The following is a 12,559-nucleotide window of genomic DNA, read 5'->3' as shown; positions in this document are numbered from 1 at the left end:
ACGGGAACCGCGCGACGTGTTCCGATCCGCGCCGGACACGAGGACCGTGTGGGCGGGATTGCCGGCAGAGGTCCTGGAAGCCGTCGCCCGGTGCGACGCGGAGCGTCTCGAGGTGGAGCGGTCCCGGGTCGCACCGGCGCTGCGGGAGAGGATCACGACTCCCGTCTACTCGGTCGCCGATCGGTTCGCTTCCTGGGAGCGTGTGGTGCGTCGGATGGAGCCCGGTTGGTCGAGCGACGACTTCTATCCCATCAGCGCCTACGAGAACGACCTCGACTCCCGTGACTCGCTTGAGCAGTTGATGCTCGGGCTGCCCGCGGAGGCCCGGGAGGGTGCGCTGGGGCAACTGCTGGCGCAGTTGGACGAACGCTTCGCGGCCGCGAGCGTTCCGGATCCGGAACGATCCCTGCGCGCCTGGGTGCGTCCGACGAAGGAGCGTCCCGAGGCGGAACTCGCGCAGTGGTGGAAGCGCAGGCCACTGCGTGATCCGTGGGACTGATCCGTCGGCTGCGGTTCAAGGACGTCGTCATCGATGCCTTGAGAGCACCGCGCGTGCGTCGTTCCTGGCGTGCTCGATGACATTGCGGAGGATCGGTGTCTGCGCCGACATCGGGTGGGAGCGCTGAAGGATCGGTATGACGTCCGGATACGACTGGGAAACCGGCAGGGGCCTGATCCGTATCGACGACCCCGCCGAGGTGGACGCGGCGTTCGAGCGCGGGGCGGGGCATCTCGGCACCGCGGTGATCGGACTCGCTTTCAACTGTTCGCTGGAGGAGGCGTCCCCTCGGATCATCAAGGCCATGCGGCTGGCGGACCGCGATCAGCGGGGGTTCGCGTTCACGGCGGCCGGGGTCGCGGCACGGCTCAATGGCGCGTTGACGCCGGAGCTGTACGCCGCACTGCGGGCGGAAGGTCCCGGCCGTAGGAGCATCGCCGAGTACGCCATCGACGACACCCTCGACCACGTGCCGTTCCGGGATCTGCCGCTGTGGCTCAAGTGGTGGAAGATCGTGTCGAAGGTGCTGGACAAGCTGGAGGCCTGGCGGCTGGAGACCGGTTACGCGGCCGAAAGCGTCCGGAAGGCCCTGCGCCGGCAGCGCTGATGGAAGGGCTGGTCGGTGAACGGACCTGAGCGCGCAGACGGTGGACCACCGGGACTCCGGTGGTCCACCGAGACGGATCGCGTCCTGCGGGACCCCCGCTCCGTCAGCCGTGCTCGGGCTCCACCGGCAGCCACAGCTCGGCGTCGGCCTCGGCGCCGTCCGGCGACAGACGGGTGCGCAGGACCTCGGGGCCGGGACGGCCGCGGTACGGGTTGGACGGGAACCACTCGGTGAAGACGTCCCGCCACAGTTCCTGGATGGCCTGCGGCGCGGGTCCGGAGGTGGTGAAGACCGCCCAGGTGCCGGCGGGGACGGCCAGCGCGGTGGTGCCCTCGGGCGCGGCCGCGGAGGTGATCACGCCCTGGTAGTAGTCGAGTTCGGTGCCCTCGGCGCGGCTGGGGTCGAGGTCGTCGCAGACCGCGACGATGCCGTGCGGCTCCTGGTCCGACAGTTTCTCCAGCCGCTCCAGCATCCGCCGGTCGATCCCGCGGACGAAGTCGATGATCGCCTGGTTCGGCCCCGTGTGCACCAGCGGCACCCGGGCCTTGAGTCCCACGACCGAGAACTCCGCCTTGTCCACGACGCGGTATCGCATACTGCTGCTCCCTTCGACGGTGATGCGGAAGGCCATCCGGGGCTGGGAGTTGAGCGCGGCGCCGGTGCGCCGGGCCTCGCCCGGGCCGATGCCGTGCATGGCGCGGAAGGCCCGCGCGAACGCCTCGCCGGAGCCGTAGCCGTAGCGCACCGCGATCTCCAGCAGCGTCCCGCGCCCGGTGAGCACCTCGGCGCCCGCGAGGGTGAGCCGACGGCGCCTGATGTACTCCGACAGCGGCATGCCCGCGAGCGCGGAGAACATCCGGCGCAGGTGGTACTCCGAGGTGGCCGCGACGCGTGCCAGCTCCTCCACGTCGATGTCCTGGCCGAGACGCCGCTCGATGTGCTCCAGGGCCTGGTTCAGCCGCTCCAGCATGCCCGGTCTCCTTCCCTTGACGGCCACCACGCTAGGCAGCACCCGCCGAGCCGGACCCGACAATCCCGTGCCCGATGAAGTCGGGTGCGCGAGGCGGTTCGGACGGGGCCGGCCGGGTGCCGGGGAGCGGGCGCGGGGCGGTCGGAGCGGGGTGCCGGACGGGGGTCTCCGGGCCGTTCCCGGGACCGTTCCCGCGTTCTGGCCGAGCCGGGTTTGATCTGCGTCACCTTAGGGGTACGATCCTCGGCTCGATTGGCCAGGGGGGCGTCCGGTATGGCAGACTAACGGGGTTGCTCGGTCGAGTGCCGATGCTGCGCGCCTCCCGTCGGGAGGACTGGAAGCGAGTCCCACAGTACTCGTCGCCCAATCTGCCGTGAGGCAGCGCTGGGGCGGACGTACGGGAATCTTCCGGGAAGTGTCAGCGGGGTGCAGGCCAGGCGCCCGGTGGGTGTTCTCGCCCCCGGTCCTGCGGTTGCTTTCGGGCTGAGCCGTGTCCCTGGCTGGGAAATCCGTGACGGACATCCCTGTCGCCAGGAGCGCGACACACCCGACCGCGTGGGTCGGAGACAAGAACGCGAACCCCCGAGTGCCAGAGCGTTTCATCGAGACAAAGGACTACTGAGTAGCCATGGCGGGACAGAAGATCCGCATCCGGCTCAAGGCCTACGACCACGAGGTCATCGACTCCTCGGCGAAGAAGATCGTCGAGACGGTGACCCGCACTGGTGCGTCGGTCGCGGGCCCGGTGCCGCTGCCCACTGAGAAGAACGTGTACTGCGTCATCAAGTCGCCGCACAAGTACAAGGATTCTCGCGAGCACTTCGAGATGCGCACCCACAAGCGCCTCATCGACATCCTCGACCCCACGCCCAAGACCGTTGACTCTCTGATGCGACTCGACCTTCCGGCCGGTGTCGACATCGAGATCAAGCTCTAGGGATCGGTGATCTGAGAATGGCTAAGCAGATCAAGGGCATCCTCGGCGAGAAGCTCGGCATGACGCAGGTGTGGGACGAGAACAACCGTGTTGTTCCGGTCACCGTCGTCAAGGCCGGCCCGAACGTCGTGACCCAGGTTCGTACGAACGACGTCGACGGCTACGAGTCCGTCCAGATCGCGTTCGGCGAGATCGACCCGCGCAAGGTGAACAAGCCCCTCAAGGGCCACTTCGCGAAGGCCGACGTCACCCCCCGTCGCCACCTCGTCGAGATCCGTACCGCTGACGCCAGCGAGTACACCCTCGGCCAGGAGATCACCGCTGAGGTGTTCGAGGCCGGCATCAAGGTGGACGTGACCGGCAAGAGCAAGGGCAAGGGCTTCGCCGGTGTCATGAAGCGTCACAACTTCAAGGGCCTCGGCGCCGGACACGGCACCCAGCGCAAGCACCGCTCCCCCGGTTCCATCGGTGGCTGCGCCACCCCGGGCCGTGTGTTCAAGGGCCTCCGCATGGCGGGTCGCATGGGCAACGAGCGGGTCACCACCCAGAACCTGACCGTTCACGCCGTTGACGCGGAGAAGGGCCTGCTCCTCATCAAGGGCGCGGTTCCTGGTCCGAACGGCGGCCTCGTCCTGGTCCGCACCGCGGCCAAGGGGGCCTGAGGACTATGACCACCATTGACATTCTGTCGCCCTCCGGCGACAACGCCGGGACCGTCGAGCTCCCGGCCGAGATCTTCGACGTCGAGAAGATCAGCATTCCGCTGCTTCACCAGGTCGTCGTCGCGCAGCTGGCCGCCGCCCGTCAGGGCACGCACAAGGTCAAGCGTCGTGGCGAGGTCCGCGGTGGCGGTAAGAAGCCTTACCGCCAGAAGGGCACCGGCCGCGCGCGCCAGGGTTCGACCCGTGCGCCGCAGTTCGCCGGCGGTGGCGTCGTCCACGGCCCCACGCCGCGTGACTACTCGCAGCGGACCCCGAAGAAGATGAAGGCCGCGGCCCTGCGCCACGCCCTCACCGACCGGGCCCGCAACGCTCGCATCCACGTCATCACCGGCGTGATCGAGGGCGAGACCCCCTCCACCAAGGCCGCCAAGAGCTTCCTCGGCAAGGTCAGCGAGCGCAAGAACGTGCTCCTGGTCATCGAGCGCTCCGACGAGGCCGCGCTGCTCTCCGCGCGCAACCTGCCCCAGGTCCACATCCTGGAGCCGGGCCAGCTGAACACGTACGACGTTCTCGTCTCGGACGACGTGGTCTTCACCCAGGCCGCTTTCGAGTCCTTCGTGTCTGGCCCCCAGGCCGCTGACACCGAAGGGAGCGAAGCCTGATGGCTACGCGTCACCCGAGCATTGCCTCCAAGGCCGCCAAGGCCAAGAAGGTCGCGCGCATCGCCAAGGCGAAGCGTCACGAGGCCGAGGGCAAGAACACCGTTGAGACCCCGCTGAGCAAGTCCTTCACGGACCCCCGTGACGTGCTCCTCAAGCCGGTCGTCTCGGAGAAGAGCTACGCGCTGCTCGACGAGGGCAAGTACACCTTCGTCGTGGACCCGCGGGCCAACAAGACCCAGATCAAGCAGGCCGTCCAGGCGGTCTTCTCGGTCAAGGTCACCGGGGTCAACACGATCAACCGTCAGGGCAAGCGCAAGCGGACCAAGACGGGCTTCGGCAAGCGTGCTGACAGCAAGCGCGCGATCGTGACCCTCGCTGAGGGCGACCGTATCGACATCTTCGGCCAGGCCTCCTAACGGAGCGCCCTGGTCCGAATATCGGACGAGGACTGAGAAATGGGAATCCGCAAGTACAAGCCGACTACGCCGGGCCGTCGTGGCTCCAGCGTCGCCGACTTCGTCGAGGTCACGCGGTCCACGCCGGAGAAGTCGCTGGTCCGCCCGCTGCACAGCAAGGGCGGCCGTAACAACGCCGGTCGTGTGACCGTTCGCCACCAGGGTGGCGGACACAAGCGCGCCTACCGCGTGATCGACTTCCGTCGTCACGACAAGGACGGCGTGCCGGCGAAGGTCGCGCACATCGAGTACGACCCCAACCGCACCGCGCGCATCGCGCTGCTTCACTACGCGGACGGCGAGAAGCGCTACATCCTCGCCCCCCGCAACCTGTCGCAGGGTGACCGCGTCGAGAACGGTCCCGGGGCCGACATCAAGCCGGGCAACAACCTGGCGCTCCGCAACATCCCGGTCGGTACCACGATCCACGCGATCGAGATCCGTCCCGGTGGCGGCGCCAAGTTCGCCCGCTCCGCCGGTGCCTCGGTGCAGCTGCTCGCGAAGGAGGGCACCATGGCCCACCTCCGCATGCCTTCCGGTGAGATCCGCCTGGTCGATCAGCGCTGCCGCGCCACGGTCGGCGAGGTCGGCAACGCCGAGCAGAGCAACATCAACTGGGGTAAGGCCGGCCGCAAGCGCTGGCTGGGCGTTCGCCCGACCGTCCGCGGTGTGGCGATGAACCCGGTTGACCACCCGCACGGTGGTGGTGAGGGCAAGACCTCCGGTGGTCGCCACCCGGTCTCGCCGTGGGGTCAGAAGGAGGGTCGTACTCGTTCGCCGAAGAAGGCTTCGAACAAGTACATCGTCCGCCGCCGCAAGACGAACAAGAAGCGCTAGGAGCGGGTTTAGATGCCGCGCAGTCTCAAGAAGGGACCCTTCGTCGACGGACACCTCGTAAAGAAGGTGGACGCTCAGAACGAAGCCGGTACCAAGAACGTCATCAAGACCTGGTCCCGTCGCTCGATGATCATCCCGGCCATGCTCGGCCACACGATCGCGGTGCACAACGGCAAGACCCACATTCCGGTGTTTGTCACCGAGTCGATGGTCGGCCACAAGCTCGGCGAGTTCTCGCCGACGCGCACCTTCCGGGGTCACGTCAAGGACGACCGGAAGTCGAAGCGCCGCTAGTAGCGGGGTGGAATGACCATGACAGACACTGGAAGGACAACCATGGAAGCCAGGGCCCAGGCGCGGTACATCCGCGTCACGCCCATGAAGGCCCGCCGCGTGGTGGACCTTATCCGTGGCATGGATGCCACGGAGGCTCAGGCGGTCCTGCGTTTCGCCCCGCAGGCCGCGAGCGTGCCGGTTGGCAAGGTGCTTGACAGCGCCATCGCCAACGCCGCGCACAACTACGACCACACCGACGCCGACAGCCTCTTCATCTCCGAGGCGTACGTCGACGAGGGTCCGACCCTGAAGCGGTTCCGTCCGCGCGCCCAGGGCCGTGCCTACCGGATCCGCAAGCGGACCAGCCACATCACCGTGGTCGTCAGCAGCAAGGAAGGAACCCGGTAATGGGCCAGAAGGTTAACCCGCATGGGTTCCGGCTCGGCATCACCACGGACTTCAAGTCCCGTTGGTACGCCGACAAGCTGTACAAGGACTACGTCAAGGAAGACGTCGCCATCCGTCGGATGATGACGTCCGGCATGGAGCGCGCCGGCATCTCGAAGGTTGAGATCGAGCGCACCCGTGACCGCGTGCGGGTGGACATCCACACCGCTCGTCCGGGCATCGTCATCGGCCGCCGTGGCGCCGAGGCCGACCGCATCCGCGGTGACCTCGAGAAGCTCACGGGCAAGCAGGTCCAGCTGAACATCCTCGAGGTCAAGAGCCCCGAGACCGACGCTCAGCTGGTTGCCCAGGCCGTTGCCGAGCAGCTGTCCTCCCGCGTCTCCTTCCGTCGCGCCATGCGTAAGAGCATGCAGGGCACGATGAAGGCCGGCGCCAAGGGCATCAAGATCCAGTGTGGTGGCCGTCTCGGCGGCGCCGAGATGTCCCGCTCGGAGTTCTACCGCGAGGGCCGTGTGCCCCTGCACACGCTCCGCGCGAACGTGGACTACGGCTTCTTCGAGGCCAAGACGACCTTCGGCCGCATCGGCGTGAAGGTCTGGATCTACAAGGGCGACGTCAAGAACATCGCCGAGGTCCGCGCCGAGAACGCCGCTGCCCGCGCCGGCAACCGCCCGGCCCGTGGCGGCGCTGACCGCCCGGCCGGCCGTGGTGGCCGCGGTGGCGAGCGTGGCGGTCGCGGTCGTAAGCCGCAGCAGGCTCCGGCTGCCGAGGCCCCCAAGGCCGAGGCTCCCGCCGCCGCTCCGGCTGAGAGCACCGGAACGGAGGCCTGACCGAAATGCTGATCCCCCGTAGGGTCAAGCACCGCAAGCAGCACCACCCCAAGCGCCGCGGTATGGCCAAGGGTGGTACGACGGTTGCGTTCGGCGAGTACGGCATTCAGGCCCTCACGCCGGCGTACGTGACCAACCGCCAGATTGAGGCGGCTCGTATCGCGATGACCCGCCACATCAAGCGTGGCGGCAAGGTCTGGATCAACATCTACCCGGACCGCCCGCTCACGAAGAAGCCTGCCGAGACCCGCATGGGTTCCGGTAAGGGTTCCCCGGAGTGGTGGATCGCGAACGTGCACCCGGGCCGGGTCATGTTCGAACTGTCCTACCCCAACGAGAAGATCGCCCGTGAGGCCCTCACTCGCGCAGCCCACAAGCTGCCGATGAAGTGCCGGATCGTCAAGCGCGAGGCAGGTGAAGCGTGATGTCGGCCGGTACCAAGGCGTCCGAGCTGCGCGAACTGGGTGACGAGGAGCTTCTCGCGAAGCTCCGCGAAGCCAAGGAAGAGCTGTTCAACCTCCGCTTCCAGGCGGCGACCGGTCAGCTCGAGAACCACGGTCGGCTGAAGGCCGTCCGCAAGGACATCGCGCGGATCTACACCCTGATGCGTGAGCGCGAGCTGGGCATCGAGACGGTGGAGAGCGCCTGATGAGCGAGAGCAACGTGACTGAGAACACCGAGGCGCGCGGTTTCCGCAAGACCCGTGAGGGTCTCGTCGTCAGCGACAAGATGGACAAGACCGTCGTCGTCGCCGTCGAGGACCGCGTCAAGCACGCGCTGTACGGCAAGGTCATCCGCCGTACGAGCAAGCTCAAGGCCCACGACGAGCAGAACGCCGCCGGCGTCGGCGACCGCGTCCTCCTCATGGAGACCCGGCCGCTGTCCGCGACGAAGCGCTGGCGCATCGTCGAGATCCTCGAGAAGGCCAAGTAATTACCTGAGGGGTTTCCCTCAGGTTCGTTCCGCCAGGCTCGGGGCGGGACCGTCCTAGACGGTCCCGCCCCGGGAACCGGCAGACAATCAGGAGATAGACGTGATCCAGCAGGAGTCGCGACTGCGTGTCGCCGACAACACTGGTGCGAAGGAAATCCTTTGCATCCGTGTGCTCGGTGGCTCCGGTCGCCGCTACGCGGGCATCGGTGACGTCATCGTCGCCACCGTCAAGGACGCGATCCCCGGCGGCAACGTGAAGAAGGGTGACGTCGTCAAGGCCGTCATCGTTCGCACCGTCAAGGAGCGCCGCCGTCCGGACGGCTCGTACATCCGCTTCGACGAGAACGCCGCCGTCATTCTGAAGAACGACGGCGACCCTCGCGGCACCCGTATCTTCGGCCCCGTCGGCCGTGAGCTGCGCGAGAAGAAGTTCATGAAGATCATCTCGCTCGCGCCGGAGGTGCTGTAAGCATGAAGATCAAGAAGGGCGACCTGGTCCAGGTCATCACCGGTAAGGACAAGGGCAAGCAGGGCAAGGTCATCGCGGCCTTCCCCCGCGAGGACCGCGTCCTGGTCGAGGGTGTCAACCGGGTCAAGAAGCACACGAAGGCCGGCCCCACCGCCAAGGGTTCGCAGGCCGGCGGCATCGTCACGACCGAGGCGCCCGTCCACGTCTCCAACGTCCAGCTGGTCGTTGAGAAGGACGGCAACAAGGTCGTCACGCGCGTCGGTTACCGCTTCGACGAAGAGGGCAACAAGATCCGCGTTGCCAAGCGGACGGGTGAGGACATCTGATGGCTACCACCACCACTCCGCGTCTCAAGACGAAGTACCGCGAGGAGATCGCGGGCAAGCTGCGTGACGAGTTCCAGTACGAGAACGTCATGCAGGTTCCCGGCCTCGTGAAGATCGTGGTCAACATGGGTGTCGGCGACGCCGCCCGTGACTCGAAGCTCATGGACGGTGCCGTCCGTGACCTCACCACGATCACCGGTCAGAAGCCGGCCATCACCAAGGCCCGCAAGTCCATCGCGCAGTTCAAGCTGCGTGAGGGTCAGCCGATCGGTGCCCACGTCACGCTCCGTGGCGACCGCATGTGGGAGTTCCTGGACCGCACCCTGTCGCTCGCGCTCCCGCGCATCCGCGACTTCCGTGGTCTGTCCCCCAAGCAGTTCGACGGCCGTGGCAACTACACGTTCGGTCTCACGGAGCAGGTCATGTTCCACGAGATCGACCAGGACAAGATCGACCGTACCCGGGGCATGGACATCACCGTGGTCACCACGGCGGCCAACGACGCTGAGGGCCGCGCCCTTCTCCGTCACCTCGGCTTCCCCTTCAAGGAGGCGTAAGCGAGATGGCGAAGAAGGCTCTGATTGCCAAGGCTGCTCGTAAGCCCAAGTTCGCTGTGCGTGGCTACACGCGCTGCCAGCGCTGCGGTCGTCCGCACTCGGTGTACCGCAAGTTCGGCCTGTGCCGCGTGTGCCTTCGTGAGATGGCTCACCGTGGCGAGCTGCCGGGCGTGACCAAGAGCTCCTGGTAGTCCCCGTAATTCTGGGATTCCAGGGCTCTCGGTAAGCAACGGGCTCTGTCAGGTGCCCAGCTCTCCATGGCTTAGGCTAGGAGGGTTGGGCGCCTGACGCCCACACGACTTACTACGCCGTAGGTCCCCGCACCGCACCCGTCCCGCCCATGAGTGGGGAGAGGGATGGCGCATACAGGAAACCCCGGCGAGAGAGGCCGAAGGCCAATTCATGACCATGACTGATCCGATCGCAGACATGCTTACGCGTCTGCGTAACGCGAACTCGGCGTACCACGACACCGTGGGTATGCCGCACAGCAAGATCAAGTCGCACATCGCGGAGATCCTCCAGCAGGAGGGCTTCATCACGGGCTGGAAGGTCGAGGACGCCGAGGTCGGCAAGAACCTCGTTCTCGAGCTGAAGTTCGGCCCGAACCGTGAGCGCTCCATCGCGGGCATCAAGCGGATCTCCAAGCCCGGTCTCCGGGTTTACGCGAAGTCCACCAACCTGCCCAAGGTGCTGGGCGGCCTCGGCGTGGCGATCATCTCCACGTCGCACGGGCTCCTCACCGACAAGCAGGCCGGCAAGAAGGGCGTAGGCGGAGAAGTCCTCGCCTACGTCTGGTAGCGGAAGGGAACGGAGGAAACAGCTATGTCGCGTATTGGCAAGCTCCCCATCACGGTTCCCGCCGGCGTGGACGTCACCATCGACGGCCGCACGGTCTCGGTCAAGGGCCCCAAGGGCACGCTGACCCACACCGTCGTGGCGCCGATCGAGATCGCCAAGGGTGAGGACGGCGTTCTGAACGTCACCCGCCCCAACGACGAGCGTCAGAACAAGGCCCTCCACGGCCTGTCCCGCACGCTGGTGGCGAACATGATCACCGGCGTGACCGAGGGTTACGTGAAGAAGCTCGAGATCAGCGGTGTCGGTTACCGCGTCCTGGCGAAGGGCTCCGACCTGGAGTTCTCGCTCGGCTACAGCCACTCGATCACTGTCGAGGCCCCCGAGGGCATCACCTTCAAGGTGGAAGCCCCGACCCGTTTCTCGGTCGAGGGCATCGACAAGCAGAAGGTCGGCGAGGTTGCGGCCAACATCCGCAAGCTGCGCAAGCCCGACCCGTACAAGGCCAAGGGCGTCAAGTACGAAGGCGAAGTCATCCGCCGCAAGGTCGGAAAGGCGGGTAAGTAAGCCATGGCATACGGTGTCAAGATTGCTAAGGGCGACGCTTACAAGCGTGCTGCCATCAAGCGGCGTCACATCCGGATCCGTAAGCACATCTCGGGTACGGCTGAGCGTCCGCGCCTGGTCGTGACGCGCTCCAACCGCCACATCGTGGCCCAGGTCATCGACGACGTTAAGGGTCACACCCTCGCGTCGGCCTCGACCCTGGACACCACGATCCGCGGTGGCGAGGGCGACAAGTCCGCGCAGGCCAAGTCGGTCGGCGCCCTGGTCGCCGAGCGCGCCAAGGCCGCCGGCGTCGAGGCTGTCGTGTTCGACCGTGGTGGTAACCAGTACGCCGGGCGCATCGCCGCCCTGGCGGACGCCGCCCGCGAAGCCGGGCTCAAGTTCTGAGCCGCTTCCGTAGCTAGCGGAAAGAGAGAGGTAATCCAATGGCTGGACCCCAGCGCCGTGGAAGCGGTGCCGGTGGCGGCGAGCGGCGGGAGCGGAAGGGCCGTGACGGCGGCGCTGCTGCCGAGAAGACCGCGTACGTTGAGCGCGTTGTCGCGATCAACCGCGTCGCCAAGGTTGTGAAGGGTGGTCGTCGCTTCAGCTTCACCGCGCTGGTCGTGGTGGGCGATGGTGACGGCACCGTCGGTGTCGGTTACGGCAAGGCCAAGGAGGTGCCGGCCGCGATCGCCAAGGGTGTTGAAGAGGCCAAGAAGCACTTCTTCAAGGTCCCCCGTATCCAGGGCACCATCCCGCACCCGATCACGGGCGAGAAGGCCGCGGGCGTCGTCCTGCTCAAGCCTGCTTCCCCCGGTACCGGTGTTATCGCCGGTGGTCCCGTGCGTGCAGTGCTCGAGTGCGCCGGCGTTCACGACATCCTGTCGAAGTCGCTCGGTTCTTCGAACGCGATCAACATCGTGCACGCGACCGTGGCGGCCCTCAAGGGTCTGCAGCGTCCCGAGGAGATCGCGGCTCGCCGTGGTCTGCCCCTCGAGGACGTCGCCCCCGCGGCCCTGCTTCGTGCGCGTGCCGGGGCTGGTGTCTGATGGCACAGCTCAAGATCACGCAGACGAAGTCGTACATCGGCAGCAAGCAGAACCACCGTGACACCCTGCGCTCCCTTGGTCTCAAGGGCATCAACACGCAGGTCGTCAAGGAGGACCGCCCCGAGTTCCGCGGCATGGTGCACACCGTCCGCCACCTCGTGACGGTCGAGGAGGTCGACTGATCATGGCGGAAAACAACCCGCTCAAGATCCACAACCTCCGTCCCGCCCCGGGCGCCAAGACCGCCAAGACCCGTGTCGGTCGTGGTGAGGCGTCGAAGGGTAAGACGGCCGGTCGTGGTACCAAGGGCACGAAGGCCCGTTACCAGGTTCCGGAGCGCTTCGAGGGTGGGCAGATGCCCCTCCACATGCGCCTCCCGAAGCTGAAGGGCTTCAAGAACCCGTTCAAGACCGAGTTCCAGGTCGTGAACCTCGACAAGCTGGCCGCGCTGTACCCGGAGGGTGGCGAGGTCACCGTCGAGGGTCTCGTCGCCAAGGGTGCCGTTCGCAAGAACAGCCTCGTCAAGGTCCTCGGCCAGGGCGAGATCTCCGTGGCGCTGCAGGTGACGGTCGACGCCGTCTCCGGCTCCGCCAAGGAGAAGATCACCGCCGCCGGCGGTACCGTCACCGAGCTCGTCTGACTTCAGCAGGCGTCTCGATGACCTGAACGATCCCGACCGGGGATGCCCCACAAAAGGGGCATCCCCGGTTGGTCGTTCCAAGGGGGGCAGTGTCGCCG

24 protein-coding genes are annotated in these 12,559 nt (G+C 66.7%); 23 read left to right on the top strand and 1 reads right to left on the bottom strand.

Translation table 11 applies throughout. The features are described 5' to 3' along the window. Nucleotides 1–58 precede the first annotated feature (58 nt). A complete protein-coding gene (locus ACFW6B_RS06935; protein ID WP_386592815.1) occupies nt 59–499 on the top strand; it encodes a hypothetical protein in 441 nt (146 codons plus the stop codon). A 136-nt stretch (nt 500–635) separates the two neighbouring features. Beyond that, entirely contained in the window at nt 636–1,106 is a 471-nt protein-coding gene (locus ACFW6B_RS06930; protein WP_386592813.1) for a hypothetical protein, read from the top strand. Nucleotides 1,107–1,209: 103 nt separating this feature from the next. On the opposite strand, the gene ACFW6B_RS06925 is transcribed toward ACFW6B_RS06930, so the two are convergent. After that, on the bottom strand, nt 1,210–2,076 hold the full coding sequence (locus ACFW6B_RS06925) for a GyrI-like domain-containing protein (protein ID WP_386592811.1): 867 nt from the start codon (nt 2,074–2,076) through the stop codon (nt 1,210–1,212). Nucleotides 2,077–2,704: 628 nt separating this feature from the next. Here ACFW6B_RS06925 and rpsJ point away from each other — a divergent pair. From rpsJ to rplO, 21 genes are all read left to right on the top strand, one after another. Beyond that, nucleotides 2,705–3,013, top strand: a complete 309-nt coding sequence (gene rpsJ / locus ACFW6B_RS06920; protein ID WP_003948644.1) for a 30S ribosomal protein S10 — start codon at nt 2,705–2,707, stop codon at nt 3,011–3,013. A gap of 17 nt (nt 3,014–3,030) precedes the next feature. Beyond that, nucleotides 3,031–3,675 (top strand): 50S ribosomal protein L3, encoded by a 645-nt coding sequence (gene rplC / locus ACFW6B_RS06915; protein WP_020135811.1) that lies wholly within the window; start codon nt 3,031–3,033, stop codon nt 3,673–3,675. A 5-nt stretch (nt 3,676–3,680) separates the two neighbouring features. Then, nucleotides 3,681–4,337, top strand: a complete 657-nt coding sequence (gene rplD / locus ACFW6B_RS06910; RefSeq protein ID WP_103549183.1) for a 50S ribosomal protein L4 — start codon at nt 3,681–3,683, stop codon at nt 4,335–4,337. Further along, on the top strand, nt 4,337–4,753 hold the full coding sequence (gene rplW, locus ACFW6B_RS06905; RefSeq protein WP_103549184.1) for a 50S ribosomal protein L23: 417 nt from the start codon (nt 4,337–4,339) through the stop codon (nt 4,751–4,753). Before rplD ends, rplW begins: the two co-directional genes overlap by 1 nt. Nucleotides 4,754–4,792: 39 nt before the next feature. Next, complete coding sequence (rplB, locus tag ACFW6B_RS06900) at nt 4,793–5,629, top strand: 50S ribosomal protein L2 (protein WP_020132633.1); 837 nt, start codon at nt 4,793–4,795, stop codon at nt 5,627–5,629. 12 nt (nt 5,630–5,641) lie between these two features. Continuing rightward, on the top strand, nt 5,642–5,923 hold the full coding sequence (rpsS, locus tag ACFW6B_RS06895; RefSeq protein ID WP_015035577.1) for a 30S ribosomal protein S19: 282 nt from the start codon (nt 5,642–5,644) through the stop codon (nt 5,921–5,923). Between the two features lie 42 nt (nt 5,924–5,965). Continuing rightward, nucleotides 5,966–6,313, top strand: coding sequence for a 50S ribosomal protein L22 (gene rplV / locus ACFW6B_RS06890; protein ID WP_003974262.1), 348 nt, complete (start codon nt 5,966–5,968; stop codon nt 6,311–6,313). Next, on the top strand, nt 6,313–7,143 hold the full coding sequence (gene rpsC, locus ACFW6B_RS06885) for a 30S ribosomal protein S3 (protein WP_355987593.1): 831 nt from the start codon (nt 6,313–6,315) through the stop codon (nt 7,141–7,143). Before rplV ends, rpsC begins: the two co-directional genes overlap by 1 nt. Before the next feature lie 5 nt (nt 7,144–7,148). Then, on the top strand, nt 7,149–7,568 hold the full coding sequence (gene rplP, locus ACFW6B_RS06880; RefSeq protein ID WP_007443989.1) for a 50S ribosomal protein L16: 420 nt from the start codon (nt 7,149–7,151) through the stop codon (nt 7,566–7,568). Next, nucleotides 7,568–7,792: a 50S ribosomal protein L29 gene (gene rpmC, locus ACFW6B_RS06875; RefSeq protein ID WP_003998824.1), complete on the top strand. Its 225-nt coding sequence runs from the start codon at nt 7,568–7,570 to the stop codon at nt 7,790–7,792. The genes rplP and rpmC overlap by 1 nt, the downstream gene beginning before the upstream one ends. Further along, nucleotides 7,792–8,076, top strand: a complete 285-nt coding sequence (gene rpsQ, locus ACFW6B_RS06870; RefSeq protein ID WP_386592807.1) for a 30S ribosomal protein S17 — start codon at nt 7,792–7,794, stop codon at nt 8,074–8,076. The genes rpmC and rpsQ overlap by 1 nt, the downstream gene beginning before the upstream one ends. Before the next feature lie 100 nt (nt 8,077–8,176). After that, nucleotides 8,177–8,545: a 50S ribosomal protein L14 gene (rplN, locus tag ACFW6B_RS06865; protein ID WP_003998823.1), complete on the top strand. Its 369-nt coding sequence runs from the start codon at nt 8,177–8,179 to the stop codon at nt 8,543–8,545. A gap of 2 nt (nt 8,546–8,547) precedes the next feature. After that, entirely contained in the window at nt 8,548–8,871 is a 324-nt protein-coding gene (gene rplX / locus ACFW6B_RS06860; protein ID WP_037626986.1) for a 50S ribosomal protein L24, read from the top strand. Beyond that, nucleotides 8,871–9,428: a 50S ribosomal protein L5 gene (gene rplE, locus ACFW6B_RS06855; RefSeq protein ID WP_386592805.1), complete on the top strand. Its 558-nt coding sequence runs from the start codon at nt 8,871–8,873 to the stop codon at nt 9,426–9,428. Before rplX ends, rplE begins: the two co-directional genes overlap by 1 nt. A 5-nt stretch (nt 9,429–9,433) precedes the next feature. After that, the gene (locus ACFW6B_RS06850) at nt 9,434–9,619 is read left to right on the top strand and encodes a type Z 30S ribosomal protein S14 (protein WP_049567381.1); all 186 of its coding nucleotides are present in this window, start codon (nt 9,434–9,436) and stop codon (nt 9,617–9,619) included. A gap of 211 nt (nt 9,620–9,830) precedes the next feature. Beyond that, complete coding sequence (rpsH, locus tag ACFW6B_RS06845) at nt 9,831–10,229, top strand: 30S ribosomal protein S8 (RefSeq protein ID WP_010986352.1); 399 nt, start codon at nt 9,831–9,833, stop codon at nt 10,227–10,229. 24 nt (nt 10,230–10,253) lie between these two features. Next, a complete protein-coding gene (gene rplF, locus ACFW6B_RS06840; protein ID WP_386592802.1) occupies nt 10,254–10,793 on the top strand; it encodes a 50S ribosomal protein L6 in 540 nt (179 codons plus the stop codon). Between the two features lie 3 nt (nt 10,794–10,796). Next, nucleotides 10,797–11,180, top strand: a complete 384-nt coding sequence (rplR, locus tag ACFW6B_RS06835) for a 50S ribosomal protein L18 (protein WP_103549188.1) — start codon at nt 10,797–10,799, stop codon at nt 11,178–11,180. A 38-nt stretch (nt 11,181–11,218) separates the two neighbouring features. Further along, the gene (gene rpsE / locus ACFW6B_RS06830; protein WP_386592800.1) at nt 11,219–11,821 is read left to right on the top strand and encodes a 30S ribosomal protein S5; all 603 of its coding nucleotides are present in this window, start codon (nt 11,219–11,221) and stop codon (nt 11,819–11,821) included. Continuing rightward, the gene (gene rpmD, locus ACFW6B_RS06825; protein WP_005481207.1) at nt 11,821–12,003 is read left to right on the top strand and encodes a 50S ribosomal protein L30; all 183 of its coding nucleotides are present in this window, start codon (nt 11,821–11,823) and stop codon (nt 12,001–12,003) included. The genes rpsE and rpmD overlap by 1 nt, the downstream gene beginning before the upstream one ends. Nucleotides 12,004–12,005: 2 nt before the next feature. Further along, complete coding sequence (gene rplO / locus ACFW6B_RS06820; protein WP_003974249.1) at nt 12,006–12,461, top strand: 50S ribosomal protein L15; 456 nt, start codon at nt 12,006–12,008, stop codon at nt 12,459–12,461. The last annotated feature ends 98 nt before the right edge of the window (nt 12,462–12,559 follow it).

It is taken from the genome of Streptomyces sp. NPDC058751 (assembly GCF_042746485.1).
GTDB lineage: Bacteria > Actinomycetota > Actinomycetes > Streptomycetales > Streptomycetaceae > Streptomyces.
This window is presented reverse-complemented; position numbering and strand designations above follow the sequence as displayed.

Excerpts from the sequence above, each read along its gene's own strand:
- ACFW6B_RS06930 (WP_386592813.1), top strand. The coding sequence starts at position 636 with ATGACGTCCGGATACGACTGGGAAACCGGCAGGGGCCTGATCCGTATC.
- rplF (WP_386592802.1), top strand. The coding sequence starts at position 10,254 with ATGTCGCGTATTGGCAAGCTCCCCATCACGGTTCCCGCCGGCGTGGAC.
- rpsH (WP_010986352.1), top strand. The coding sequence starts at position 9,831 with ATGACCATGACTGATCCGATCGCAGACATGCTTACGCGTCTGCGTAAC.
- rplC (WP_020135811.1), top strand. The coding sequence starts at position 3,031 with ATGGCTAAGCAGATCAAGGGCATCCTCGGCGAGAAGCTCGGCATGACG.
- rplR (WP_103549188.1), top strand. The coding sequence starts at position 10,797 with ATGGCATACGGTGTCAAGATTGCTAAGGGCGACGCTTACAAGCGTGCT.
- rplW (WP_103549184.1), top strand. The coding sequence starts at position 4,337 with ATGGCTACGCGTCACCCGAGCATTGCCTCCAAGGCCGCCAAGGCCAAG.
- rplP (WP_007443989.1), top strand. The coding sequence starts at position 7,149 with ATGCTGATCCCCCGTAGGGTCAAGCACCGCAAGCAGCACCACCCCAAG.
- rpsS (WP_015035577.1), top strand. The coding sequence starts at position 5,642 with ATGCCGCGCAGTCTCAAGAAGGGACCCTTCGTCGACGGACACCTCGTA.
- rplO (WP_003974249.1), top strand. The coding sequence starts at position 12,006 with ATGGCGGAAAACAACCCGCTCAAGATCCACAACCTCCGTCCCGCCCCG.
- rplV (WP_003974262.1), top strand. The coding sequence starts at position 5,966 with ATGGAAGCCAGGGCCCAGGCGCGGTACATCCGCGTCACGCCCATGAAG.
- rpsQ (WP_386592807.1), top strand. The coding sequence starts at position 7,792 with ATGAGCGAGAGCAACGTGACTGAGAACACCGAGGCGCGCGGTTTCCGC.
- rplX (WP_037626986.1), top strand. The coding sequence starts at position 8,548 with ATGAAGATCAAGAAGGGCGACCTGGTCCAGGTCATCACCGGTAAGGAC.
- rplE (WP_386592805.1), top strand. The coding sequence starts at position 8,871 with ATGGCTACCACCACCACTCCGCGTCTCAAGACGAAGTACCGCGAGGAG.
- rplD (WP_103549183.1), top strand. The coding sequence starts at position 3,681 with ATGACCACCATTGACATTCTGTCGCCCTCCGGCGACAACGCCGGGACC.
- ACFW6B_RS06925 (WP_386592811.1), bottom strand. The coding sequence starts at position 2,076 with ATGCTGGAGCGGCTGAACCAGGCCCTGGAGCACATCGAGCGGCGTCTC.
- rpsE (WP_386592800.1), top strand. The coding sequence starts at position 11,219 with ATGGCTGGACCCCAGCGCCGTGGAAGCGGTGCCGGTGGCGGCGAGCGG.
- ACFW6B_RS06850 (WP_049567381.1), top strand. The coding sequence starts at position 9,434 with ATGGCGAAGAAGGCTCTGATTGCCAAGGCTGCTCGTAAGCCCAAGTTC.
- rpsJ (WP_003948644.1), top strand. The coding sequence starts at position 2,705 with ATGGCGGGACAGAAGATCCGCATCCGGCTCAAGGCCTACGACCACGAG.
- rpmC (WP_003998824.1), top strand. The coding sequence starts at position 7,568 with ATGTCGGCCGGTACCAAGGCGTCCGAGCTGCGCGAACTGGGTGACGAG.
- rpsC (WP_355987593.1), top strand. The coding sequence starts at position 6,313 with ATGGGCCAGAAGGTTAACCCGCATGGGTTCCGGCTCGGCATCACCACG.
- rplB (WP_020132633.1), top strand. The coding sequence starts at position 4,793 with ATGGGAATCCGCAAGTACAAGCCGACTACGCCGGGCCGTCGTGGCTCC.
- rpmD (WP_005481207.1), top strand. The coding sequence starts at position 11,821 with ATGGCACAGCTCAAGATCACGCAGACGAAGTCGTACATCGGCAGCAAG.